20 protein-coding genes and 1 tRNA gene are annotated in these 23,530 nt (G+C 57.5%); 7 read left to right on the top strand and 14 right to left on the bottom strand.

Going from position 1 to position 23,530, the window contains the following annotated elements; translation table 11 throughout:
* Position 1: 1 nt before the first annotated feature.
* Positions 2–3,502: a transcription-repair coupling factor gene (mfd, locus tag CU103_RS07630; protein WP_106663262.1), complete on the bottom strand. Its 3,501-nt coding sequence runs from the start codon at positions 3,500–3,502 to the stop codon at positions 2–4.
* A 37-nt stretch (positions 3,503–3,539) separates the two neighbouring features.
* Complete coding sequence (locus CU103_RS07625; protein ID WP_106663261.1) at positions 3,540–3,827, bottom strand: FAD assembly factor SdhE; 288 nt, start codon at positions 3,825–3,827, stop codon at positions 3,540–3,542.
* Positions 3,828–3,943: 116 nt separating this feature from the next.
* Here CU103_RS07625 and recG point away from each other — a divergent pair, with 116 nt between their 5' ends.
* Positions 3,944–6,052, top strand: a complete 2,109-nt coding sequence (recG, locus tag CU103_RS07620) for an ATP-dependent DNA helicase RecG (RefSeq protein ID WP_106663260.1) — start codon at positions 3,944–3,946, stop codon at positions 6,050–6,052.
* Between the two features lie 51 nt (positions 6,053–6,103).
* Here recG and glmS read toward each other — a convergent pair whose 3' ends face one another.
* The 3 genes from glmS to CU103_RS07605 form a co-directional block, all read right to left on the bottom strand.
* Positions 6,104–7,927 carry a glutamine--fructose-6-phosphate transaminase (isomerizing) gene (glmS, locus tag CU103_RS07615; protein WP_106663259.1) on the bottom strand — a complete coding sequence of 608 codons (1,824 nt, stop codon included), beginning with the start codon at positions 7,925–7,927 and terminating at the stop codon, positions 6,104–6,106.
* A gap of 105 nt (positions 7,928–8,032) precedes the next feature.
* Positions 8,033–9,394, bottom strand: a complete 1,362-nt coding sequence (gene glmU, locus CU103_RS07610) for a bifunctional UDP-N-acetylglucosamine diphosphorylase/glucosamine-1-phosphate N-acetyltransferase GlmU (RefSeq protein ID WP_106663258.1) — start codon at positions 9,392–9,394, stop codon at positions 8,033–8,035.
* Between the two features lie 85 nt (positions 9,395–9,479).
* On the bottom strand, positions 9,480–10,226 hold the full coding sequence (locus tag CU103_RS07605) for a cytochrome c biogenesis CcdA family protein (protein ID WP_106663257.1): 747 nt from the start codon (positions 10,224–10,226) through the stop codon (positions 9,480–9,482).
* A 271-nt stretch (positions 10,227–10,497) separates the two neighbouring features.
* Between CU103_RS07605 and CU103_RS07600 the strand changes: the two genes are divergently transcribed.
* Positions 10,498–10,573: transfer RNA gene (locus tag CU103_RS07600), tRNA-Lys, on the top strand.
* 122 nt (positions 10,574–10,695) lie between these two features.
* Here CU103_RS07600 and CU103_RS07595 read toward each other — a convergent pair.
* Both CU103_RS07595 and CU103_RS07590 read right to left on the bottom strand, forming a co-directional pair.
* Entirely contained in the window at positions 10,696–12,108 is a 1,413-nt protein-coding gene (locus tag CU103_RS07595) for an ATP-binding protein (RefSeq protein ID WP_106663256.1), read from the bottom strand.
* On the bottom strand, positions 12,105–12,821 hold the full coding sequence (locus CU103_RS07590) for a response regulator (RefSeq protein ID WP_106663255.1): 717 nt from the start codon (positions 12,819–12,821) through the stop codon (positions 12,105–12,107). Before CU103_RS07590 ends, CU103_RS07595 begins: the two co-directional genes overlap by 4 nt.
* Before the next feature lie 234 nt (positions 12,822–13,055).
* Between CU103_RS07590 and CU103_RS07585 the strand changes: the two genes are divergently transcribed.
* The 3 genes from CU103_RS07585 to CU103_RS07575 all read left to right on the top strand — a co-directional run bounded on the left by CU103_RS07585 (position 13,056) and on the right by CU103_RS07575 (position 14,202).
* A complete protein-coding gene (locus CU103_RS07585; RefSeq protein WP_245448643.1) occupies positions 13,056–13,358 on the top strand; it encodes a hypothetical protein in 303 nt (100 codons plus the stop codon).
* Between the two features lie 42 nt (positions 13,359–13,400).
* Complete coding sequence (locus CU103_RS07580) at positions 13,401–13,610, top strand: hypothetical protein (protein ID WP_106663254.1); 210 nt, start codon at positions 13,401–13,403, stop codon at positions 13,608–13,610.
* Positions 13,611–13,947: 337 nt separating this feature from the next.
* A complete protein-coding gene (locus CU103_RS07575; protein WP_106663253.1) occupies positions 13,948–14,202 on the top strand; it encodes a GlsB/YeaQ/YmgE family stress response membrane protein in 255 nt (84 codons plus the stop codon).
* A 78-nt stretch (positions 14,203–14,280) separates the two neighbouring features.
* Here CU103_RS07575 and CU103_RS07570 read toward each other — a convergent pair whose 3' ends face one another.
* Positions 14,281–17,364 (bottom strand): efflux RND transporter permease subunit, encoded by a 3,084-nt coding sequence (locus tag CU103_RS07570; protein WP_106663252.1) that lies wholly within the window; start codon positions 17,362–17,364, stop codon positions 14,281–14,283.
* The gene (locus tag CU103_RS07565; protein WP_106663251.1) at positions 17,361–18,587 is read right to left on the bottom strand and encodes an efflux RND transporter periplasmic adaptor subunit; all 1,227 of its coding nucleotides are present in this window, start codon (positions 18,585–18,587) and stop codon (positions 17,361–17,363) included. Before CU103_RS07565 ends, CU103_RS07570 begins: the two co-directional genes overlap by 4 nt.
* 162 nt (positions 18,588–18,749) lie before the next feature.
* On the opposite strand from CU103_RS07565, the gene CU103_RS07560 reads away from it, so the two are divergent.
* Entirely contained in the window at positions 18,750–19,325 is a 576-nt protein-coding gene (locus CU103_RS07560; protein ID WP_106663250.1) for a TetR/AcrR family transcriptional regulator, read from the top strand.
* Here the strand turns inward: CU103_RS07560 and tgt are convergent, their stop codons facing one another.
* From tgt to coaD, 5 genes are read right to left on the bottom strand one after another with little or no spacing between them, the layout of a single operon-like run.
* Complete coding sequence (gene tgt, locus CU103_RS07555) at positions 19,326–20,459, bottom strand: tRNA guanosine(34) transglycosylase Tgt (RefSeq protein ID WP_106663357.1); 1,134 nt, start codon at positions 20,457–20,459, stop codon at positions 19,326–19,328.
* Positions 20,456–21,535, bottom strand: coding sequence for a tRNA preQ1(34) S-adenosylmethionine ribosyltransferase-isomerase QueA (gene queA, locus CU103_RS07550; protein ID WP_106663249.1), 1,080 nt, complete (start codon positions 21,533–21,535; stop codon positions 20,456–20,458). Before queA ends, tgt begins: the two co-directional genes overlap by 4 nt.
* Before the next feature lie 17 nt (positions 21,536–21,552).
* Entirely contained in the window at positions 21,553–22,062 is a 510-nt protein-coding gene (locus CU103_RS07545; protein WP_106663248.1) for a peptidylprolyl isomerase, read from the bottom strand.
* Between the two features lie 34 nt (positions 22,063–22,096).
* Positions 22,097–22,681, bottom strand: coding sequence for a peptidylprolyl isomerase (locus CU103_RS07540; RefSeq protein ID WP_106663247.1), 585 nt, complete (start codon positions 22,679–22,681; stop codon positions 22,097–22,099).
* A 15-nt stretch (positions 22,682–22,696) separates the two neighbouring features.
* Positions 22,697–23,191: a pantetheine-phosphate adenylyltransferase gene (coaD, locus tag CU103_RS07535; RefSeq protein ID WP_106663246.1), complete on the bottom strand. Its 495-nt coding sequence runs from the start codon at positions 23,189–23,191 to the stop codon at positions 22,697–22,699.
* Positions 23,192–23,376: 185 nt separating this feature from the next.
* Here coaD and CU103_RS31305 point away from each other — a divergent pair, with 185 nt between their 5' ends.
* Positions 23,377–23,517, top strand: a complete 141-nt coding sequence (locus CU103_RS31305) for a hypothetical protein (protein ID WP_162707136.1) — start codon at positions 23,377–23,379, stop codon at positions 23,515–23,517.
* The last annotated feature ends 13 nt before the right edge of the window (positions 23,518–23,530 follow it).

Below are 23,530 nucleotides of genomic sequence, written 5' to 3'. Positions count from 1 at the left end.
GCTATGAGGCCTCGGCAAGCTTGGCAAATTGCGTCATGACGACCGCCGCACCATTGAGCCGCTTTTCAGCCGTTGGCCAGTCGCGTACCAGCACGATGCTTTGATCGGGCCGGATCTTGGCCATGGCACCCTGTTCGCCGATCATTTTGACCAGTGCGGCAGGATTATTGAATGTCTTGTTGCGGAACTGGATAACGACGCCTTTCGGCCCCGCATCGAGTTTCTCCACATTGGCGCGGCGGCACAGCGCCTTGATATAGACGATCTTGAGGAGGTGCTGGACTTCCTCCGGCAGCGGACCGAAGCGGTCGATCATTTCGGCGCCAAAGCCGTCGATCTCCTGCAATTCCTCCAGATCGGCAAGGCGGCGATAGAGGCCGAGGCGCAATTGCAGATCCGGAACATAGGTCTCGGGAATCATGACGGCGGTGCCGATCGAAATTTGCGGGGACCAATGTCCGTCCTCGACTTCACCTGTGCCCTTGATCTCGGCAACAGCCTCTTCCAGCATCTGCTGGTAGAGTTCGAATCCAACCTCTCGGATGTGACCCGACTGCTCTTCCCCAAGCAGATTGCCTGCGCCGCGAATATCCATGTCATGGCTTGCAAGCTGGAAACCGGCTCCGAGCGTATCGAGTGATTGCAATACCTTGAGCCGGCGTTCCGCGGTCTGCGTCAGCAGCTTGTTGGCTGGCAGCGTGAACAGCGCATAGGCGCGCTGTTTCGACCGGCCAACGCGTCCGCGCAGCTGATAGAGCTGCGACAGGCCGAACATGTCGGCACGATGGATGATCAGCGTGTTGGCGGTCGGAATGTCGAGGCCGGATTCCACGATGGTGGTCGACAGGAGCACATCATACTGCCCGTCATAGAAGGCATTCATGATGTCATCGAGCTCGCCAGGAGCCATCTGGCCGTGAGCAATTGCCACCTTTAGTTCCGGCACCTGCGCGTCCAGGAACTCTTTGATATCGCTCAGGTCTGAAATACGTGGGCAGACATAGAAGCTCTGTCCGCCACGATAGCGCTCGCGAAGCAGTGTTTCGCGAATGACAAGCGGATCGAACGGAGAGACAAAGGTGCGCACGGCCATGCGGTCGACGGGCGGAGTGGTGATCAACGACAGTTCGCGCACACCGGTCAAGGCAAGCTGAAGGGTCCGTGGTATCGGCGTCGCCGAGAGTGTCAGGACGTGCACGTCCGATTTCAGTTCCTTCAGCCGTTCCTTGTGCTTGACGCCGAAATGCTGTTCCTCGTCGATAATCAAGAGGCCGAGATTCTTGAATTTGATGCCTTGCCCGAGCAATGCATGCGTGCCGACCGCGATGTCGACCTGACCTTCGGCGATGCCTTTCTTGTTCTCGGCAAGTTCCTTCGAACCAACGAGGCGCGAGGCCTGTGCCACATTGACCGGCAGCCCCTGGAAACGGGATGAAAATGTCTTGAAATGCTGGCGGGACAACAGCGTCGTCGGCACCACGACGGCAACCTGCACTCCGTTCAGTGCCGCCACGAATGCCGCACGCAATGCGACCTCCGTCTTGCCGAAGCCGACATCGCCGCAAATGAGCCGGTCCATGGGCTTGCCCAGCGACAGATCGTCGATCACGGCAACGATTGCGCGGTCCTGATCTTCCGTCTCGTCATAAGGGAACCGGGCAGCGAATTCGCCATAGAGCCCGTCCGGCGGCAGGAGGATCGGTGCGCCGCGCATCTGCCGTTCGGCGGCAATGCGGATAAGATGGCCTGCAATGTCGAGCAAGCGCTTTTTCAGCTTTGCCTTGCGCGCCTGCCACGCCCCACCACCGAGTTTGTCTAAGACAGCAGTTGAAGTTTCGGTGCCAAACCTTGACAACAGCTCGATATTTTCAACCGGCAGGAACAACCTGTCATCGCCTGCGTAATGCAATTCAAGACAATCATGCGGCGCGCCGGCAGCAGTGATCGTCCTCAGACCGATAAATCGGCCTATGCCGTGATCCACGTGCACGACAATGTCGCCGGCATTGAGCGCCGCCACTTCGCTGATGAAGTCACGGTCGCGTTTCCGCCGCTTGGAATGACGGATCAGCCGATCGCCGAGAATGTCCTGTTCCGCAACAACGACCAATTCGCCCGCGTCGAAGCCGGTCTCCAGCGAAAGGATGCCCGCCGTGATCTTGTCGCGAGCAAGTGCCTTTACAGTCCGCAGATCATCGACGAGTTCGATCTTTTCCAGACCGTGTTCGTTCAGAACCTGCACCAGGCGGTCGCGCGTGCCCTCGCTCCACGCCGCCAGCAGTACCTTCTTGCCCGCAGCGCGCTCGTCGGCAATATGCTTGACCACGCTGTCGAAAACATTGGTATCCTTCGCCGTCCGCTCTTCAACAAATGTGCGCCCGCGATGCGCACCGGCGTGGATCGTTGCCCGCCCTGTCACAAACGGCGCATCGAACGGTGTGAAATCAATCCGCATTCCCGATGCAACAGCGCCAGCTTCTACCTGCGCCGGCGTCAGGTAAAGCGAACCCGGCTCGACGGGCTTGTACGGAATCGCATCACCGGGTTCCTTTCCGTCGGACTGCCGCCTGCGTGCTTCGTAGTGGTCCAGCACCATCTTGTGACGTTCTGCCATGGCTTCATGCGCCAGATGGTCGAAGACGACAGGCATGTTGCCCGCATGGTCGAACACTGTCTCCAGGTTCTCATAGAAAAGCGGCAGCCAATGTTCCATACCGGCAAAACGGCGGCCCTCCGAGATCGACTGGTAGAGCGCGTCATCACGCGAAGGTGCCCCGAATTTCTGCACATATTGTGAACGGAAGCGGCTGATAATCTCCGGTGACAGCGTAATTTCACTCATCGGCTGCATGGAGAATTCGGTCTTTTGGCTCGACGTGCGCTGCGATGCAGGATCGAAAGTGCGGATTGTTTCCAGCGTATCGCCAAAGAAGTCCAGGCGCAGCGGCTCGTCCGCACCAGGTGCAAACAGGTCGAGAATCCCCCCGCGCACTGCATATTCACCAACGTCGCGCACTGTCGGAACACGCTCAAATCCATTGTTTTCAAGGCGTTGCACAAGCGAATTCATGTCAATTCTATTGCCGGGCTTAGCCATGAACAGCTGTTCGGCCAGGACTTTACGCGGCGGCAGCTTCTGCAACACCGCGTTGGCGGTTGACAGAATGACACCTGGGTGCTTGTGATCGCGCAACGAAGCAAGGCCGGCCAGCGCCGCCAGACGGCGCGCCGACGTGTCCGCGCCGGGTGATACGCGATCATAGGGAAGGCAGTCCCACGCGGGCAACTGCAGTACAGGCAGATCAGGCTGGACGAAATTCAATACCTGCTCGAGGTCCGCGACGCGCTGGCCATCCCGAACGATGAACAGCACAGGGCCACCTGCCCCCGTCTCGGCCACCACCTTCGCCAGCGCAAAGCCTTCATAGCCATCAACAACACCATCGATGACCACATGGCCATTGATGTCAGGTTTCAATCCGAGTTTGGTAAAGGCAGTCATGCGATTTCAGAATTTCCCGGTCACGCCTCGGCGTGACTCAAAAGCTGATGTTGTTGCGGGATGCAACGACCTTGTGAAAGATCGGCGTGTCGAATTCGGCGGGAACGTCGGCCTCGCCGGTAACCCATTTCAGAAGGTCCCGGTCAAGCGCTTCCATCAGTGCTTCATATTGGTCAAGTTCCTCGTCGGACAAGGTATCGATATGGGCATCGGCAAACTGTCCTAGAATCAGATCCATCTCACGCATGCCGCGATGCCAGCAGCGGAACAGGATACGGCGTTGCCTTGGCTGCAAATCGGCGGTGGTACGACTGCTTCCGGTCATGAACAAGCTCCGTTTTTGCCTTTGGATCGTTTTTTGTGGTGGGCGCCGGTCGGTATAGCCTGCCTTGTCGCGTCTGTCAGCCTTGCAACGCACATCGAAGCCGTTAAACGTTACGCATGCGCCCGTCACTGCTTGATCCCCTATTTGCGTCTGTTCGTTCGCTTTCCGGCATAGGACCGAAAGTTTCGGGCATGCTCGCGACGCTGCTTGGCACGCAGCCTCCAGGAACCGAACCGCGCGTCGGCAATCTTGTATACCTCCCGCCCCATAGCGTGATCGACCGGCGTAATCGCCCAGGGATCGCCCATGCCCCGGAAGGCGCGATTGTTACGCTGGAAGTGCGAATCGACCGCCACCTGCCGTCTCCGGGCGGACGCAGCAATGTTCCCTACCGCGTCTTCGCCCATGATGATACTGGCGAGATCGGCCTTACCTTCTTTCACGCCAAGCAGGCGTGGCTCGAAAAGGTCATGCCGGTGGGGGAAACTGTCATCGTTTCCGGCACGATGGAATGGTTCAATGGCCGCCCGACCATGGTCCATCCTGACCATATCGCCAGCATCGGCGATGCGGCGACGCTTCCCTTGGTCGAGCCGGTCTATCCCCTGACCGCCGGGCTATCGCCGAAGGTGCTGGCACGAGGTGTTCAGGAGGCGTTGGCCAAGGCACCCGATATGCCGGAATGGATCGATCCACCGGTCCTCGATAAATATGGCCTGCCGTCTCACCGCCAAGCACTTCATACGCTGCACAATCCACAAGATCCGGGCGACATCGCCTTGGATCATCCAGCACGCCAGCGGCTCGCTTATGACGAGTTTCTTGCCGGTCAACTGGCACTGGCACTCGTCCGGCAGAAAACAAAACGGCTTTCGGGCCGGAAACTCGAGGGCGATGGCCATCTCAAGGCCAAGGTCATTGCGGCACTGCCCTACACTCTGACCAGTAGCCAAAGCCAGGCGATCAAGGAAATCATCGCCGACCTGCGCCAGCCGGAACGCATGCTGCGGTTGTTGCAGGGCGATGTGGGTTCCGGGAAAACCGTTGTCGGGTTGCTGGCCATGGCCCACGCCGCAGAGGCCGGAGGCCAGTCGGCGCTGATGGTGCCAACGGAAGTCCTGGCGCGCCAACATTATGCCACCATCGCGCCCTTGGCGGCGAAGGCCGGATTGCGCGTCGCATTGCTCACGGGCCGCGAAAAGGGTCGCGAGCGCGAAGAGATACTGGAGGGCCTGCGCTCCGGTTCTGTTCATATCATTGTCGGCACGCACGCCCTGTTCCAGGAAAAGGTCGCTTACCATGATCTGGTTCTGGTCATCGTCGATGAGCAGCACCGTTTTGGGGTACATCAGCGCTTGCTTCTGACGTCCAAGGGTACGGCGCCCGACATGCTGGTGATGACGGCGACACCGATTCCGCGCACGCTGGTGCTGACCGCATTCGGCGATATGGATGTTTCGAAACTCACCGAAAAGCCCGCGGGGCGCAGACCGATCACCACGGCCATAATGCCGATGGAGCGCTTGAGCGAATTGGTTGACCGTATGCGGACGGCTATCGCCGAAGGACAGAAGATCTACTGGATCTGCCCCCTCGTCGAGGAATCCGAGCTGGTCGATCTCGTTTCCGCCGAAGAACGCTTTGAATCGCTCAGGCCATTGCTCGGCGACAGGATCGGTCTTGTGCACGGCCGCATGACAGGTCCGGAAAAAGACGCGGCGATGCTCGCCTTCAAGAGCGGCGATACACGCTTGCTCGTGGCAACAACAGTCATCGAGGTTGGGGTCGATGTGCGGGATGCGACGATCATCGTCATCGAACACGCCGAACGCTTCGGCCTCGCCCAACTGCACCAGTTGCGCGGCCGCGTGGGCCGTGGCGACAAGCCTTCAACCTGTCTTCTCATCTACAAGGGACCGCTCGGTGAGGTGGCGCAGGCGCGGCTTAAAATCATGCGAGAAACCGAAGATGGATTCCGCATTGCCGAAGAAGATCTGAAACTGCGCGGCGAAGGTGAGCTCCTGGGTACGCGCCAGTCTGGCACGCCCGGTTTCCGCCTTGCCAGCATCGAGGCGCACCAGGAATTCCTGGAAATCGCGCGCAAGGATGCGCGCTATATTCTGACACGCGACCCCGAGTTGCAGAGTGCGCGCGGCGAAGCCCTGCGCATCCTGCTCTATCTCTTCGAACGCGATGAGGCGGTCAGACTTTTGCGCGCCGGATGACGTTGCGCAATTCCGGTCGGAAAACCGGTACGCACTTTTCCTGGAATTGCTCTATTCCACAGTCACCGATTTTGCCAGGTTGCGCGGCTGGTCCACATCCGTCCCCATGAATACGGCTGTGTAATAGGCCAGCATCTGGATCGGCAGCGCGTAAATGATCGGCGCGATGATCTCGGGCGTATCCGGCAGGACGATCGTGTGCATCGTATTCAGCGTGCTTGCGGCCGCGCCCTTCTCATCGGTAATGAGAATGATCTTGCCACCACGCGCAGCGACTTCCTGCATGTTCGAAACGGTTTTCTCGAACCAGTGATCATAGGGAGCGATGACAATGACCGGCATGGATTCATCGATCAGCGCAATCGGTCCATGTTTCAACTCGCCCGCCGCATAACCTTCGGCGTGGATGTACGAGATTTCCTTGAGCTTCAATGCGCCTTCGAGCGCAAGTGGGTAACTCGTGCCACGGCCGAGATACAGCACATGTTTGACCTGGCTCAGATCGCGGCTAATGGCCTCGATCTGCGGCTCCAACCGCAGAGCCTGATTGGCGTAGCGTGGTATTTCGGAGAGTTCACGCACGAGCTGGCGCTCCTCGTCCTCGTTGATCGTACCGCGCATCTTGCCGGCCGCGACGGCTAATGATGCCAGCACGGACAATTGACACGTGAAGGCTTTGGTCGAGGCCACGCCGACTTCCGGACCTGCAAGGGTTGGAAATACCGTGTGGGACTCGCGCGCCATCGTCGATTCCCTGACGTTGACGATCGTACCGATGGTCAGCCCCTGCTGTTTGCAATAACGCAGCGATGCCAAGGTGTCCGCCGTCTCGCCGGACTGCGAGACGAACAGGGCAAGGCTGTCTTTCGAAAGTGGCATTTCGCGGTATCGGAATTCGGACGCGACATCGATATCGACCGGCAGCCGTGCAATCCGTTCGAACCAGTATTTGCCAACCAGCCCGGCATAATAGGCCGTTCCACAGGCGGAAGCCGCAATCCGGTCGATCTTGGCGAAATCGACGGGTGCACTGCCGGGCCGAATCCTGCCTTTGGAAAAGTCGAGATAGTTCGCCAGTGTGTGGGAAATGACTTCCGGCTGTTCATGGATTTCCTTTTCCATGAAATGCCGGTGGTTGCCCTTGCTGACCAAAAATGCGGTACCGGCCGATTTTTGCACAGGGCGATCGACGGTTGCGCCGGTCTCATCATAGATTACAACGCCGCTGCGGGTGAGCACGGCCCAATCACCATCTTCCAGATACGAAAGATTGTCCGTAAACGGGGCAAGCGCGATTGCGTCGGAGCCGAGATACATCTCCCCATCGCCGTAGCCGACCGCTAGTGGCGGCCCATTGCGGGCGGCGATCAGCAGGTCGTCCTCACCCTTGAACATGATCGCAATGGCAAAAGCTCCGCGCAATTGCGGCAGCGTCTGTCGAACCGCCTCAACCGGATCAAGCCCGCGATCGAGGGCGCGCGTAACCAAGTGCGCTACGGTCTCCGTGTCGGTCTCGGTTTCGAAGACATAGCCATCCTTTTCAAGCATGGCACGCAGTTCGGCAAAATTCTCGATGATGCCGTTGTGGATGACGGCCAGGCGCGGCGTCGTGTGCGGATGCGCATTGCGCACTGTCGGCGCACCATGGGTCGCCCAGCGGGTGTGGCCAAGACCAATTGTGCCGCCGAGTGGATTCTCTTTCAGCAATCTGTCGAGATTGATCAGCTTGCCTTCGGCCCGGCGGCGATCCAGCACGCCCCCTTCGAGCGTGGCGACCCCGGCAGAATCGTAGCCGCGGTATTCAAGCCGCTTCAGCGCATCCACAAGCAACGGCGCAACCTGCTCACGCCCGATAATACCTACGATCCCACACATGAATTACTCCAATACCCCAGAATTTCTCGGCTCTAGCCAGCGTCAGAATCAAGTTTGCAGTGAAACACTTATCATCTCAGAATTCTATTCGAACAAAAGGCGTGCCTATTCAGCCTTCTTGGCTAACTTTTGCGCCGCATAGCGTGCCCGCAATTGTGTAGCCCGCCCCTCTTTGACCTCCTGCCGTGCCCTGCCAAAGGCCAGAGCTTCCGCTGGAACGTTTGCCGTTATCACGCTGCCCGAGGCGATATACGCATTATCGCCGATGGAAACGGGCGCCACCAGCGACGAATTGGAACCGATGAAAACATTGGCCCCGATCTCGGTCAGGTGCTTGTTATAGCCATCATAATTGCAAGTGATCGCGCCGGCGCCGATGTTTGCCGAAGCGCCCACAACTGCGTCGCCGATATAGGTCAGGTGGTTGACCTTGGCACCGACACCGACCTTTGCATTCTTCACCTCAACGAAATTGCCAACCTTGGACTTTGCTGCAAGATCCGCACCCGGCCGCAGCCGGGCGAAAGGGCCGACATTGGCGTCAGGTCCGATCTTCGCGCCTTCGAAATAGGAAAAGGCATGGATCACCGCGCCGCTCGCTATCGAGACTTTTGGTCCAAAGATGATGTTGGGCTCAAGTATTACGTCGGCTTCAATAAGCGTATCGTGCGCGAAGAACACCGTTTCCGGCGCCCGCATGGTAACGCCGGCCAGCATCATGTCACGGCGCTTGCGCGTCTGCCAGATTGCCTCGGCTTCGGCAAGTTCGACGCGCGTGTTGATGCCGATCACATTGTCCGGTGAAATCTCGATAGCGACGACCGACTTTCCCGCTGCGTTGGCAATCTCGACAACGTCGGTGAGGTAATATTCGCCTTTGGCGTTGTTGTTGGTGATCTTCTCCAGCAGCTCAAGCGCACCATCGCCACGCAGCGCCATCAGCCCGCCATTGCAAAGGCCGATCTTCCTCTCCGCCTCGCTCGCGTCTTTCTCCTCGCGGATCGCAACCAGACGACCATCCTGTTCTATGAGGCGGCCATAACCATTCGGCACTGTCGGCCGGAAACCCATGACGACAATATCTGCACCGGCGGCGAGCTTGGTCCTCGCCTGTTCGAGAGCGGCCGTTTCAACCAGCGGCGTGTCACCAAAGACCACCAGAATGTCGTCGTAACCGCGCATGATGGCTTCGCGTGCTGCAAGCACGGCATGGGCAGTTCCCAGCCGCTCGGCCTGCTCGTGCACCGTTACATTGGCGGTCACCGATCGCACTGCAGCCTCGACCTGATCGGCACCGTTGCCAACCACAAGGGCGATATCGCTACCACCCGCGCCATGCACAGCCTTGGCCACGTGGGCGACAATCGGCAGGCCGGCAATGGTATGGAGTACCTTTGGCAGGGAGGATTTCATGCGCGTACCTTCACCGGCAGCGAGAATAACCGTGAGGCAGGAACGTGATGTCATGTCGGACTTCCAGATCAGTTTTGACTAAAATATCGTGCCGGACCATGACACGCCATTGGTTTCCAACATGGAAACTTCCGTCTGTTTAGCCGAGTTGACCGAGGATGGGAAATGTTTCGAGGAGCCAGAACGAGAATGTCTGCAAGCCGCCTGTCAGGAACAGAATACCTGTCAGCACCAGCAGTCCGCCCATTACCTTTTCCACTTTGCCGAGATGCGTGCGGAATCTGGCGAGGAATCGCATGAACATGCCCGAAAACAGCGCGGCAATAATGAATGGGATGCCAAGACCCAGCGAATAGACGGCAAGCAGCAAAGCACCATCGGCCACCGTGTCGCGCGCGCCGGCCAGCGCCAATATGGGACCCAGCACCGGGCCGATGCACGGTGTCCACCCAAATGCAAAGGCGAGCCCCATCACATAGGCGGCAAACGGATTGGCGGGCGCCCCTTGCGTTTGAAACCTCGCCTCGCGCGATAGAAATGCCAGCCGGAATACGCCGAGAAAATTGAGCCCCATCAAAATGATAACGATGCCGGCCGCTATGCCGATTTCCTGCTGCCACATCCGCAGGAATCCGCCGATCGTTGAAGCGCCTGCACCGAGCAGCACAAAAACCGTGGAAAAACCCAGAACAAAGCCCAGCGATGACAGCAGAAGTGCCTGCCGCACCGGTGAGATTCGCGCTGCGGTCTGATCGGAACGAAAATCCTCGACAGTCACGCCAGCCATGTAGCAGAGATAGGGCGGAACCAGCGGCAGCACGCAAGGTGAAAGAAACGACAGGGCCCCGGCGCCAGCTGCGGTCAGATAGGAAACATCAAGCGCCATCCGCGCTCCTTCATTGGCATTTTCGTCTTGTGGGCCGGATTAAGCCGAATCCCTCGGGAATTCCAATCACCTTTTCGCCAGTTCGGCCTTATCCCGGCGCTCCCCGGTTGGTATGACCGCATGTTTATTGCCGCCTTCGAACGAAAATTAGCGAAACGAGCAAAAACAACGCTTTTTGTTGCGAAAACTATGCACAATAGCTGTTGACCGATTGGCAAGTCGCACCTATGTTCCGCCGCACTTCCCGAGGCCAGCGAACTGGCTTCCTTGGGAGCGCGTAGCTCAGCCGGTAGAGCAACTGACTTTTAATCAGTAGGTCCAGGGTTCGAATCCCTGCGCGCTCACCACAATACAAAACAAATCAAGCCATTACGCTTCTGTCGCTAACCTGAGTAGTTGCCCACCAGGCCCCCGGACCAATCTCGACTCGCCTCCGTTTGGCCGCAACGCTCGCCGTTTAGCTTTTTATTCAGGCAATGCGAGGAATTCGCAGTTCAGCCCTCAGGCCGCCCTTCACATCATTCTCCAGTTTGATATCCCCTCCGCAACGGCGTGCAATATTGCGCGCGATCGTCAGACCAAGGCCGAAGCCACCCGTTTGCCGGTTGCGGGAGCTTTCGACCCGCCGGAACGGCTGAAACACCTCGTCCAGCTTTGCCTGCGGGATGCCAGGGCCCTCATCATGGATTGTCAGCAGGATGTCGCCTCCACTTGGTGCCAGGCTGATATGTGCCTTCCCGCCATAGGTCACCGCATTGTCCACCAGATTGGTGACGCAGCGCCGCAGAGCGATCGGTCTACCCATGCAAATCAGCCGGCGTGAGGCGCGCGCTGGCTTGTCGAACGAAACCTGCGGATAGTTGTCAGTGACCGAGTCGACGAGCGACCAGAAATCGATCTTCTCCTGTTCCTCGTCGACGATCTCATAAGTTGCGAAATCGATAACCGATCGTGAAATGGCTTCGATATCGTTCAGGTCGTGCGTCAGCGATTGGCGCAGAGGGGATTTGCGCAAAAGCTCGAGACGCAGGCGGATGCGCGTTAGCGGCGTTCGCAGATCATGAGCGAGTGCCGCCGCCAGCTGCTCGCGGTCGGCTACATATTCCTTCAATTGTGCCTGCATGGCATTCACCGCCCTTGCCGCCGATTTGTATTCACTGCTGCCAAATTCAGGCAGAGGCGGCGACTTGACGTCTTCACCGATGCGTTTGACCGCTTGCTCGAGCGCGGTGTACGGGGCCGTCAGCCGGCGCATCGCCCAGATTGACATGGCAATGACAATGGCGGCCACGGAGATGAACAGTGGCAGCGTCTGCGCAGTGAATATCGGGTTCACAGGTGCAATCGGTGTGACAAAGTTCAGCCATTGACCATCCTTGAACTTGATTGACGCAGCGAGCCCGTCGCTTTGGCTGAAGTCTTCCGCCAAAGCGGATAGTTGCCGTTCGATCAAACCGGCGTCAGGATCAGGCGCGCCGGGGCCGGGTGCAGTGTTGGTGGGGACTCTGGCCGAAACACGGCGGATCCGGGCATCTGTCACGCCGAACTCCTGCAGCCGCGCGACCAGAACGTCCTCAAGCTCCGCAAGGCTGTCATCAGCGGCGATGACCGAAGTCACCGCTGGTTGATCGGACATCGAGAGCGGATTGGCGCTATTGGACAACGCGGCAGCGAGCTGCTTTCTTTCAGGCCCCGGCGCCGCGTAGAGGACCTTGACCAAGGTATAGGCACGCTCGCTCAACCGGAAAAGCTCAAGCACGTCGTTGCTTTCAGTCCTGTCACGCGAAACGATCGAAAGCGTGGCGACTTGTGTGGTCAGAAGTCCGGCAATCAGAATGAGCAGGATCCAGCTCGGCAATGATTGAGGCAGGAAGCGTTTCATTCCGAGGTGACTTCCGGAACGAATTGATAACCGCCGCTGCGGATTGTGAGAATAAGTTTCGGCGAGCGCGAATCATCCTCCATCTTCCGGCGGAGGCGGCTGATGAGAATATCGACGCTGCGATCATAACCATAGGCGGCGCTGCTTCCCGCCAGCTCCTGCAATTGATCGCGGCTCAGCATCCGTTGCGAGCTCTTCACCAATGCTTCTAGCAGGTTGAATTCGGCTGTCGTGAGTTCCACGCGCACGGCATCGGGCGAGACAAGTCTTCGCCGCGCGCAATCCATGGTCCAACCGGCGAATTTGTGAATCTGAGGTTCCATTCTCCGGTCCGGCGCCGACGTATCCAGGCGGCGCAGCACCGCCCTCACCCGCGCGAGCAATTCCCTGGGGTCAAACGGCTTGGAGACATAATCATCCGCACCCATTTCCAACCCGACGACCCGGTCGGTTGTTTCCGTAATGGCGGTCAACATGATGATAGGGATGCGCGAATGCATCCTGATCTCCCGGCAGATTTCCATGCCGCTCTTGCCCGGAAGCATAACGTCCAAAATCAGAAGATCGATCGGTGTGCGCGCAAGGACGTCCTGCATTTCCTCACTGTCCCTTGCAACCGAGACGCGCATGCCACGCTTCTTCAAGAACTCATGCAGGAGATCACGAATGGCCTCGTCGTCATCGACAATCAGAATATGCGCTTCGGATTTCATGCTCATTTCCCGGTGGCGACGGCTTTGCGCTTTGCCTTTGGGCGCAATCCAACTCCTTGTTTTTACGCACGATCCCATTCGAAAAGCCACGCAATTTTTTGGGATCGTTGGTCCGGAAACAATCCAGAAACAAAACTCAACAATGCAGAAAAACCGAGGCAACAGTCATGCCGGATAAAGAGCGTGTCGAACTTGGCATGACTGATTGAAACGGGATTACTTCGTAGCTCAAAAATGGCCCTTCTTCGAAACATCGCAACCATTGCGGCTCCCCTCCTGACCGGTGTGATGATCCTCACCGCATCGATCGAACAGTCCGCTGCCGACGAGACGCCGACCCGCATCGAACTTTGCGGAAAACTTCAAATACAGGCTCAACACGCAATCACCGAACACGCCGAGGCAAAACGGGCGGCCAAGGCGAAAGCACTTCAAAGACAGGCGGCCAGATTCTGCGCAAGCAACAAGCAGGCACAGGGCATAAGAGCGTACGCACAGTCATTGAAGCTGCTTGGTGTGCAGCCGGTCACCGATTGATCGACTGCGTCCCCAAAGCCCGCATCAAAAGGAAACTGACCCATGAAAAAGTCCCTCTACACAGCTCTCGGCCTCGCCGTTGCTCTCGCTGTATCGGCTCCGGTTCTCAGCTCCATTGCGAGCGCCGCTCCTGCTGCAACGACGACCGCCCCCACCACGACAGTTAAAAAGGTTGCGCATAAGCATCATATGAAGAAGGTGCATGGAACCGCCGCCAAGACCGCTGTAAAGAAGCCAGCTGTCACGCAGTAATCCTCGATAGTCCGGAAATTCGTTGTGCGGGAAACTATGCCGGTCGTGGGAAACCATTGCCGGTATAGTTTCTTGTATTGTGGCTCCCCAACCACGCATTTATTTGATTACAAGTTTCGTTATCCAAATTCTGTTTACCGTCGTAAAATTGCCAAGGTGATTCTCCTGCCAAACATGGACTGAGGAATCCACGGCCGGCGAAGCATCTTACTACGCCCTGCGTTCCATTCGACGCGCATGGGACGCAGTAACGCGATGAATGGTGCATCGTCTTTTCCAGGGATCGACTGATTTTTGGGGCTGTGCGCGGGCGAAACCGGTTTATGGAGATTTCATTATGGGTGCAGAAGGTCTTCTTGTTTTCCTTTTGGTGGGCTTGATTGCGGGCTGGCTTGCGAGCCAACTCGTCCGCGGCGGCGGCTTTGGCCTCGTCGGAGATTTGATCGTTGGCGTGATAGGTGCCTTCCTGGCGGGTTATCTTTTCCCGGCGCTCGGTATCTCGCTCGGCGGCGGCATTCTCGGCGCCATCATCGCCGCAACGATCGGGGCGGTTATCCTCCTCGTTATACTTCGCGCCGTTAAACGCGCCTGATTTCTCAAAAATTCCAAATTAAAACAAAGCCTCCGGGCCGCTAGGGCTCGGAGGCTTTCTTCTTGACTACCGCCTGCCTCAGGGATGACTGGGCTCTGGAGCAATACCCGCATCTGGCGCTGGAGTCGTTTCGGTCTTCGCATCCTTCTTCGAGATGAAGGTGTAGAACATCGGAACGACGAAGAGCGTAAAAATCGTGCCGACCAGAATGCCGGAGAAGATCACCAGCCCGATCGAATAGCGGGCTGCCGCACCCGCACCCGTCGCCGTGATCAGCGGAATGACGCCGAGCGCCATGGCCGCTGTGGTCATCAAGATCGGACGCAGGCGGGTCTTCGCAGCAAGAATAATGGCATCATGCCGGGAAATACCATGCAAATCACGCTGCTGGTTGGCGAACTCCACCATCAGAATACCATGCTTGGTGATCAGTCCGACGAGCGTGATCAGCCCCACCTGGGTGTAGATATTCAGCGTACCCAATCCGAGATTGAGCGGCACAATCGCGCCGAAGATCGACAGCGGAACCGACATCATGATGATGAATGGATCGCGGAAGCTCTCGAACTGAGCTGCAAGCACCAGATAGATGACGACCACGGCCAGCAGGAAAGCAATGAGGATCGTGCTCCCCTGCTCGATCTCCAGACGTGACTGACCGGAGTAGTCCATGAAGAAACCGTCGGGCATCAAAGGGGTGGCTGTGTCGATAACCGTCTGCAGCCCCTGTCCGGTCGTAACACCAGGCAATGGCAATGCAGAGATCGTTGCCGAGTTCAACTGATTGAACTGTTCTATTGCTGCAGGCGATGCGTTTTCGGTAACCTTGATGACAGCCGACAACGGCACCATGTCGCCGGATGCACTCTTGACGAAATACTGGCCGAGTTTTTCCGGATTCGAACGATAATCCTGCGGCACCTGCGGGATGATGTCGTAGCTATTGGAGTCACGGTCGAACTTCGAGATCTTGCCGCCGCCAACAAGCAGGCCGAGCGTCTGTCCTATATCGCTGACCGGTACACCCAATGCGGAAGCCCTGTCACGATCGATGGTTACCGTAACTTGCGGAGCATTGAAGGACAGCGAGTTCTGGACGATGATGAACTGACCCGAGGCCTGCGCCTTGTTTTTGATCTCCTCGGCGACCTCGAACACCTTGTCGGCAGGACCGGTGGACTGGATGACCACGGAAATCGGCAGGCCGCCGCCGGTGCCCGGCAAAGTGGGCGGGGCGAAGATAAAGGCTTCAGCACCGGCCATCGGGCTGATCATGCCCTGCAGCTCCTGCTGCAACTGCTTTTGCGATTTGTCGCGCTGCGTCCAATCCTTGAACACCCAGATCGCGAATGCCGAGTTGGTCGTGCCCAGGCCGAGAATATTGAACCGGGCTTTCAGCTCGGGCAAATCCTTGGTCAACGCATCGATCTGGTCGGCGTAGAGCTTGGTATAGTCCGACGTCGCATATTGCGGCGCATTGACGACGGCGAACAATGCGCCGGAATCTTCCTCCGGCGCAAGCTCGGACGACGTCTTGGTGAACAGGAATCCGGTCAGCGCGACAAGCGCTATAACGGTAAACAAGGTCACGGCGCGGAAATTGAGCGAACCGGCGACGCGCCGTTCATAGGCACCCTCGAGCCAGCCAAAACTGCGGTCAACAATCTGCTGGAACCGGCTGTGGCCACCCGCACGCAACAACAACGCACACATCATTGGCGAGACAGTCAACGCTGCCACACCGGAAATGATAACGGCGCCCGCAAGAGTGAAAGCGAACTCACGGAACAGGGCACCGGTCAATCCACCCGTAAAGCCGAGCGGTGCGAACACAGCTGCCAGCGTAATGGTCATGGCGACGATCGGACCGGTAATTTCCTTCATGCCTTTCAGCGCGGCGTCGAGCGGTCTCAGTCCTTCCTCGATATGGCGATGGATATTCTCCAGAACCACGATGGCATCGTCCACGACGAGACCAATGGCCAGAACCATAGCCAGAAGCGAAAGCAGATTGATCGAATAACCGAGCAGAAAGAGAAAGAAACACACACCAACCAAGGAAATCGGGATGGTGACCACCGGAATGATGACCGAGCGGAAAGACCCGAGGAAGAGCAAGATCACGGCGACGACAATGAGGACGGCTTCAATGATGGTCTTGAACACTTCATCGATTGACGAACTGATCTGTTCCGTCGCGTCGTAAAGCATGACGATGGACATGCCTTCGGGAAGGGTTGCCTGGATCGATGGCAATTCCTTGCGAACGGCGGCCGTCATGTCGATCGGGTTGGCAGCAGGGGTTGGAAAGATACCAAGGAATGTGCCGCTCGACCCATTGAACGTAACGATCGTATCCTTGCTAACAGCTCCAAGTTCAACACGCGCTACATCGCGCAAGCGAACGATATTGTCACCATCGGACTTGATCGGCATGGCGCCGAACGCCTCCGGGGTTTGCAACGTCGTCTTCAACGTAATCGGCGACGCGTTATAAAGGTTTTCCACCTTGCCCGGCGCCGACAGGAAGTTCGACTGGTTGATGGCGGTCAAGACCTCCGACGCCGTCGTTTTGCGCGCCGCCAGCTTGATCGGATCGATCCACACGCGCATGGAGAAGACCTGGCCACCCAGAATCTGCGCGTCCGCGACGCCTTGAATCGTCGACATGCGCGGCTGGATCACGCGTTCCAGATACTCGGTGATCTGCTCGCTCGTCATGTTCGGGTTCTGCACGGCCAGATACATGGTCGCGAAGTCTTGCCCTGTACCCTTGGTGATGACAGGATCGTCCGCTTCTTCGGGCAGGTCGCCGCGCACCTGGTTGACCTTGGAAATCACTTCGGTCAGCGCGGCATCCGGATTGGCGCCGAGCTTCATCTGCACTGTGACCGTGCTCGACGATGGGGCTGACGACGACGTCACATAGTCGATGTTTTCCGTGGTCGTCACGGCCTTGGCGATAGGAGCAGAGATGAATCCCTGCATCAGATCAGCACTGGCGCCGGCATAGGCTGTTTTGATGGTGATGACCGTTTCTTCGACCTTCGGATATTCGCGAACCGAAAGGTTCACGAGCCCCTGAGCGCCGAGGAGAATAATCATCAGAGCGACAACCGTCGACAGGACCGGACGGCGAATGAAAATGTCTGAGAAATTCATTTTGTTGGCAGTCCTGCTTCTTTGGTGTTGGCCGGATTCACGTCATTTGCGATCTTGACGGCGGCACCAGGGCTCAAACGGTTCTGACCGGCGGTTATGACAATATCGCCCTGCTTGATGCCCTTGGTAATTTCGACCACAAGGCCAGAACGGCGGCCTGGCGTGACGAAAACCTGTGTCGCGACAAGCTTCGGCTCTTTCTTCTCATCGGCTCCTTCGGCCGGCTTTGCCGCATCTGCAGCGCTTGCCGCGCCCGATGACTGGGCATCGGCCGGCTTCGTAGCATCAGCTGGCTTGGCTTCGTCCGGCGCAGGACGGACAACGAAGACGTAGTCGCCGTAAAGGCTGGAAACGAGAGCGGTCTGCGGCAAGGTGAAAACGTCCTCTTCCTTCGGGAGAGTCACACGCACCTGGGCGAACTGACCCGGACGTAGCTTTCCTTCCGGATTGTCCACTTTCGCGCGAACGGAAATCAACCGCGTCGCCGGGTCAATTCTTGGTTCGATAGCCGTGATCTCACCTTTGAAGCTGATATCATTGTCCGTCAGACCGAGCTTGATCGGCTGACCGATCTTGATTTCGCTCAACGCCTGCTCTGGAACCGTGAAATCAACGCGCATCGTGGTAAGGTCCTGCAGGGTAACCACCACCGTGCCCGGCGCGAGATACTGACCGAGTTCGATGCGAGGAATACCGACAGTACCCGTGAACGGCGCCTTCAGCAGCTTCTGCTCCATAACGGCCTCCAACTTGGCAATCTCGGCCTTCTTGGCCAGAGACGCCGCCTGCGCCTCATCAACACTGGACACTGCGCCGACGCCGCGGGTACTTAGTGTACGTGCGCGTGCCAGTGTCTGGTCCATCAGTACATCCTGTGCCTTGGCGGCGACGATGTCAGCCTTCTCGATAGCGTCATCGAGTTGCAAAAGTGGAGCACCCTGCTGGATCGTCTGATTGGCGGTAAACGGAATATCCTTGACGATCCCGGCAACCTCAACCGACAGCTCAACGCCCTGAATGGCGCTCACCGTGCCGATCGCCTCAACCTCGGGAGTCCACTCGCCGGGCTCGACCGTATATGTCGAGACAGGAGCCGCCGGCTGCTGCATGGTGGCAAAGAAATCCTTGATCGCCTTGTCCCGGAACAAGTTGAAACCAACCAACCCGACTCCGAGCAGCGCAACGAGAATTACAACGATTACGGGTAGAATGAACCGCTTCATGGGAACTGCTCCGGAACAAAACAATGGCCAGCAAAGAGGTCTGCCAGCCTGTCAAATGAGATTAACGTCAGGTGGGCTTGATTGCCACGCGCCATGTACTGTACCGTCTGGACGGTAATGTCAATACGGGTTTCACGCCTCTCATAGATCGAAAGTGTTAGAATGACGAATGATACTCTCTCCACGAAAGACAAGATTTTGCAAGCCGCGGCCGAAATCGCCAAGGAGGTGGGCCCGGTTCACCTTTCATTGGATGCGGTAGCGCGGCGAGCGGGTCTTTCAAAAGGGGGATTGCTCTATACGTTTCCGACCAAGGCCAAATTGCTTGAGGCGCTCGTAGAGCAGCATGTGTCTGAATTCGACGAATCACTTCGTCGTGAAGAAGCAGCAAGAAACCATGGCCCAAACAGTGTTGTGCTTGCTTGCATCGCCGTCTACCGCGCGGAATTTTTGTGCAATGAACCCGAACCGTCCGGCATTCTTGCGGCGATTGCTAACGACCCGGGCTTCCTTGAGCCAATTCGCCGCTATAACAGGCAATTGCTGCAGCGGATGCGCGAAAACGCTGAAGATCCGACATTGGTGATGATGGTTTTTCTGACGATCGAAGGTTTGCGCAGCCTGAAACTTTTCGAAATGAATTTGCTCAGCCGGGACGAACAGGTCGCGGCGATCGACCGATTGAAAAACCTGTTCGAGCCGGCCGAAGCGTCAGAAACGCCGGTCGCAGCCGTCTGATCACGCTAACAAGGGTATGTCGCCTCTGCCCCACGCAGCTTGGGTTTCCTCGGCAAAAGTGCTGTACCGGCCAGCCTCGATTGCATCGCGAATACCCTGCATCAATTGCTGGTAGTAGGAAAGATTGTTCCATGTCAGCAGCATACCGCCAAGCGCTTCGCCGGACTTGACCAGATGGTGCAGATAGGCGCGGCTGTAGTCGCGTGCTGCAGGGCACGGCGATTCCTCGTCTAGCGGGCGCGGATCGTCGGCATGCCTTGCATTGCGCAAATTGACCTTGCCGCGCCGGGTAAAGGCAAGGCCATGCCGCCCTGCCCGCGTCGGCATCACGCAGTCGAACATGTCGATCCCGCGTGCCACCGATTTCAGAATATCATCCGGCGTACCGACACCCATGAGATAGCGTGGCTTTTCAACCGGTAGCTCCGGGCAGGTTATGTCGAGCATTTCCAGCATGACGTCCTGCGGCTCGCCGACCGCCAGCCCGCCAATGGCATAGCCCTTCAGATCCATGGCTTTCAGTGCCTGCGCCGAGCGAACACGCAGATCGGCCACGTCGCCGCCCTGCACGATACCGAACATCGCCTTGCCAGGCTGGTTGCCGAAAGCCACCTTGCAGCGCTCCGCCCAGCGGAGCGACAGTTCCATCGCCCGCTCAATGTCTTTCGGCGTCGACGGCAGGGCGACGCACTCGTCCAGCTGCATTTGAATATCTGAATCCAGCAATCCCTGGATCTCGATCGAGCGCTCTGGGCTCATCTCATAGGCCCTGCCATCGATATGCGAACGGAAGGTCACACCCTTTTCGGTCAGCTTGCGCAACTGCGCCAGTGACATGACCTGAAATCCGCCGGAATCGGTCAGGATCGGCCCTGCCCAGCGCGCGAACTCGTGCAGTCCGCCAAGTTTGGCAACGCGTTCGGCGCTCGGCCGCAGCATCAAATGGTAGGTATTGCCAAGGATTATGTCGGCACCCAGGTCGCGTACCTGGTCCATGTACATCGCCTTGACGGTGCCGCCGGTTCCAACAGGCATGAACGCCGGCGTCCGTACCGTTCCACGCGGCATGGTGATTTCACCGCGCCGCGCCATGCCATCGGTGGCAATCAGCTTGAATTCAAAATTTTCGCTCATGATGCCGATCGCCATAACAGGCTTGCATCGCCATAGGAATAGAAGCGGTAGTGATTTTTGATCGCATATTCATAGGCCGCATGCATGCGTTCGAACCCGCTGAAGGCCGAGACCAGCATGAACAGTGTCGAGCGCGGCAGATGAAAATTGGTCATAAGCATATCAACAGCGCGAAACTTGTAACCCGGCGTGATGAAAATGTCCGTCGGGCCGGACCACGGCTGGATCACGCCATTTGCGTCCGTCGCGCTCTCGAGCAGCCGCAGGGATGTCGTGCCCACGCTGACAATACGCCCGCCCCGCGCCTTCACGGCGTTCAGTGCCTCGGCCGTCCGTTGATCCACTGTCCCGATTTCCGCGTGCATCTTGTGATTGGCTGTGTCTTCGGCCTTGACCGGCAGAAACGTGCCTGCACCCACATGCAACGTCACGAAATGCTCTTCTATCCCGCGCTTCTTCAGATCGTCCAGCAGCCCAGGCGTGAAATGCAGGCCGGCCGTCGGCGCTGCGACCGCGCCCTCTTCCCTTGCGTAAACCGTTTGATAATCCTCCCGGTCACGGCTGTCGTCTGCACGCTTGGAAGCGATGTACGGCGGTAGCGGAATATGACCCACCGCGGCAATTGCCTGATCGAGATCTGCACCGCTGAAATCGAAGACCAGCAGCGCTTCGCCAGCCTCGCCCTTTTCAGTGACCGTCGCTTGCAATGCTCCGAGCAGGCACGCATTGTTGCCGTGGCCGAAATCGATACGCTCACCCTGCTTGATGCGCTTCGCCGGTCGCAGAAACGCTTTCCAGCGATCAGGACCAGCACGCATATGCAAAGTCGCGCTGATCTGGGCCTTCACGCCCTCACGTTCGCGAAAGCCTTCAAGTTGTGCTGGTATCACTTTGGTATCATTGAATACCAGTGCATCCCCGGGCCGCAGGAAATCGCCAAGATTGCGGACGCAACTGTCCTCGAACCCGGACGCATCCGCCTTCACAAGCAAAAGCCGCGCTGAATCGCGCGGCTCTGCAGGTCTCAATGCGATGTTCTCTTCCGGCAGATCAAAATCGAAAAGATCAACACGCATAATGCATCAATACGATCTTATTCGACGTCTGCTGCAACGCGCATGGAAACGATGGAATCCGGATCCTGCACCGGCTCGCCGCGCTTGATCTTGTCGACATTGTCCATGCCTTCGATAACCTGGCCCCACACCGTATACTGGCGGTTAAGGAAGCCTGCATCGTCGAAGCAGATGAAGAACTGCGAGTTGGCCGAATTCGGGCTCTGCGAACGCGCCATAGAACAGGCGCCGCGGCCATGATTGGCATTGGAGAATTCGGCCTTGAGGTCGGGCTTTTCCGAACCGCCCATGCCGGCGCGGGCTGGATTGAACGATGTGCCGCCCTTCTTGCCGAACTTGACATCGCCGGTCTGCGCCATGAATCCATCGATCACGCGATGGAACACAACGCCGTCATAGGCACCTTCGCGTGCAAGTTCCTTGATCCGGTCGACATGTCCAGGCGCGAGATCCGGGTAGAGTTCGATAACGACACTTCCCTTCGTGGTTTCAAGAAGGATGGTGTTTTCTGGGTCTTTGTAAGCCATTTTCGGCAATCTCCTGATTTAACTAAGCTAGTGATTATTTGGCTGAACCAACCGTGACCTTGATCATCTTGTCGGGGTTTTCGACTGCACCGTTGTCTGCCTCCGAACCCTTCTTGATCTTGTCGACGATATCCATACCGCTCGTGACCTTGCCGACGACCGTATACTGGCCGTTCAGCGAGGGATATTCAGTGAACATGATAAAAAACTGCGAATTGGCGGAATTGGGATTCTGCGCGCGTGCCATACCGACAACCCCGCGCACGAAAGGCTCCTTCGAGAACTCGGCAGGCAGATCCGGACGCGTCGAGCCACCCGTCCCGGCAGCCTGCGGCTTGTAACCCTTTTCCGTGTTGCCATATTGCACGTCGCCGGTCTGTGCCATAAAGCCTGGAATGACCCGATGGAACACCACATTGTCATAGGCGCCCTCCTTGGCAAGCGCCTTGATCTGCTCGACGTGTTTCGGCGCAAGATCGGGAAGCAGCTCGACTTTGACGTCGCCATCCTTGAGTTTGATGGTCATGGTGTTCGCGTCATCGGCCCGGGCCGGGGCCAGCGCTGCGAATGACAGGGACGAAACGGCAGCAACAAGGAGCGCTGTGCGGATAAAGGACATGAAAGTCTCCAAAAATCAGGATTTGAATTTTGCCTCGAGCGCATCAGCGACAAGAGCAGGAACAAAATGCCGGACGTCACCGCCCATAGCGGCAATCTGACGAACCAATGTGGCAGTAATGGTGCGGACCGAGGGGTCCGCCGGGAGAAACACGGTTTGCAATTCCGGGGCCATCTGGCCGTTCATCCCCGCCATCTGCATCTCATAATCGAGATCTGTGCCGTCACGCAGACCACGAACCATGAGTGATGCCCCATACTTGCGTGCCGCATCGATCAAGAGCCCATCGAAGGCAATCACGTCGAGACGGTTGCTGTCTTTGCCGAACACATCGGCCGCGACGCGCTTTATCAGGTCGACCCGCTCTTCGAATGAGAACAGCGGTGCTTTGCCGGGGTGAATACCGATCGCCACGAATACCTTGTCGGCAAGCCGGAACGAGCCGTGCAGGACATCGATATGGCCATTGGTGATCGGATCGAATGATCCGGCATAAATCGCGATTGTCATGGGGCTTTCCTAACCGTTTTGCCCGGCGCTTTCAATGGTCGGAATCGATCGGATGAACGGGAGATGAACACAGCAATCAGCAAGCATTCAGGCAACTTCAACTAAGCGTGAGACAATGGTGTGAAACCATTTCGAAGTTAGCACGTTGCTAACTCTGAAAGAGTGCAAGATCGAAGGGACAGAATATGTTTATTCTTCTGAGCATTGCCATGATGGTTGCTATGATCGTTTCCGCCATCATCATGATTGTAGAAGAAAATAAAAAGCGGGAGGCTCCTCTCAGAACATCCCGCTTCGGTGTTTATCACCATCGTAGCGATCTTTAATCGCGCGATCCGG

Origin of the sequence: Phyllobacterium sophorae (genome assembly GCF_003010965.1) — a bacterium.
GTDB lineage: Bacteria > Pseudomonadota > Alphaproteobacteria > Rhizobiales > Rhizobiaceae > Phyllobacterium > Phyllobacterium sophorae.
The sequence above is the reverse complement of the archived record's forward strand: the minus strand, read 5'-3'. Positions and strand labels throughout refer to the sequence as shown.

What these genes read in the sequence shown, in the direction of transcription:
- mfd (WP_106663262.1), bottom strand. Translation starts at nt 3,502, where the DNA reads ATGACTGCCTTTACCAAACTCGGATTGAAACCTGACATCAATGGCCAT.
- CU103_RS07625 (WP_106663261.1), bottom strand. Translation starts at nt 3,827, where the DNA reads ATGACCGGAAGCAGTCGTACCACCGCCGATTTGCAGCCAAGGCAACGC.
- recG (WP_106663260.1), top strand. Translation starts at nt 3,944, where the DNA reads ATGCGCCCGTCACTGCTTGATCCCCTATTTGCGTCTGTTCGTTCGCTT.
- glmS (WP_106663259.1), bottom strand. Translation starts at nt 7,927, where the DNA reads ATGTGTGGGATCGTAGGTATTATCGGGCGTGAGCAGGTTGCGCCGTTG.
- glmU (WP_106663258.1), bottom strand. Translation starts at nt 9,394, where the DNA reads ATGACATCACGTTCCTGCCTCACGGTTATTCTCGCTGCCGGTGAAGGT.
- CU103_RS07605 (WP_106663257.1), bottom strand. Translation starts at nt 10,226, where the DNA reads ATGGCGCTTGATGTTTCCTATCTGACCGCAGCTGGCGCCGGGGCCCTG.
- CU103_RS07595 (WP_106663256.1), bottom strand. Translation starts at nt 12,108, where the DNA reads ATGAAACGCTTCCTGCCTCAATCATTGCCGAGCTGGATCCTGCTCATT.
- CU103_RS07590 (WP_106663255.1), bottom strand. Translation starts at nt 12,821, where the DNA reads ATGAAATCCGAAGCGCATATTCTGATTGTCGATGACGACGAGGCCATT.
- CU103_RS07585 (WP_245448643.1), top strand. Translation starts at nt 13,056, where the DNA reads ATGGCCCTTCTTCGAAACATCGCAACCATTGCGGCTCCCCTCCTGACC.
- CU103_RS07580 (WP_106663254.1), top strand. Translation starts at nt 13,401, where the DNA reads ATGAAAAAGTCCCTCTACACAGCTCTCGGCCTCGCCGTTGCTCTCGCT.
- CU103_RS07575 (WP_106663253.1), top strand. Translation starts at nt 13,948, where the DNA reads ATGGGTGCAGAAGGTCTTCTTGTTTTCCTTTTGGTGGGCTTGATTGCG.
- CU103_RS07570 (WP_106663252.1), bottom strand. Translation starts at nt 17,364, where the DNA reads ATGAATTTCTCAGACATTTTCATTCGCCGTCCGGTCCTGTCGACGGTT.
- CU103_RS07565 (WP_106663251.1), bottom strand. Translation starts at nt 18,587, where the DNA reads ATGAAGCGGTTCATTCTACCCGTAATCGTTGTAATTCTCGTTGCGCTG.
- CU103_RS07560 (WP_106663250.1), top strand. Translation starts at nt 18,750, where the DNA reads ATGACGAATGATACTCTCTCCACGAAAGACAAGATTTTGCAAGCCGCG.
- tgt (WP_106663357.1), bottom strand. Translation starts at nt 20,459, where the DNA reads ATGAGCGAAAATTTTGAATTCAAGCTGATTGCCACCGATGGCATGGCG.
- queA (WP_106663249.1), bottom strand. Translation starts at nt 21,535, where the DNA reads ATGCGTGTTGATCTTTTCGATTTTGATCTGCCGGAAGAGAACATCGCA.
- CU103_RS07545 (WP_106663248.1), bottom strand. Translation starts at nt 22,062, where the DNA reads ATGGCTTACAAAGACCCAGAAAACACCATCCTTCTTGAAACCACGAAG.
- CU103_RS07540 (WP_106663247.1), bottom strand. Translation starts at nt 22,681, where the DNA reads ATGTCCTTTATCCGCACAGCGCTCCTTGTTGCTGCCGTTTCGTCCCTG.
- coaD (WP_106663246.1), bottom strand. Translation starts at nt 23,191, where the DNA reads ATGACAATCGCGATTTATGCCGGATCATTCGATCCGATCACCAATGGC.
- CU103_RS31305 (WP_162707136.1), top strand. Translation starts at nt 23,377, where the DNA reads ATGTTTATTCTTCTGAGCATTGCCATGATGGTTGCTATGATCGTTTCC.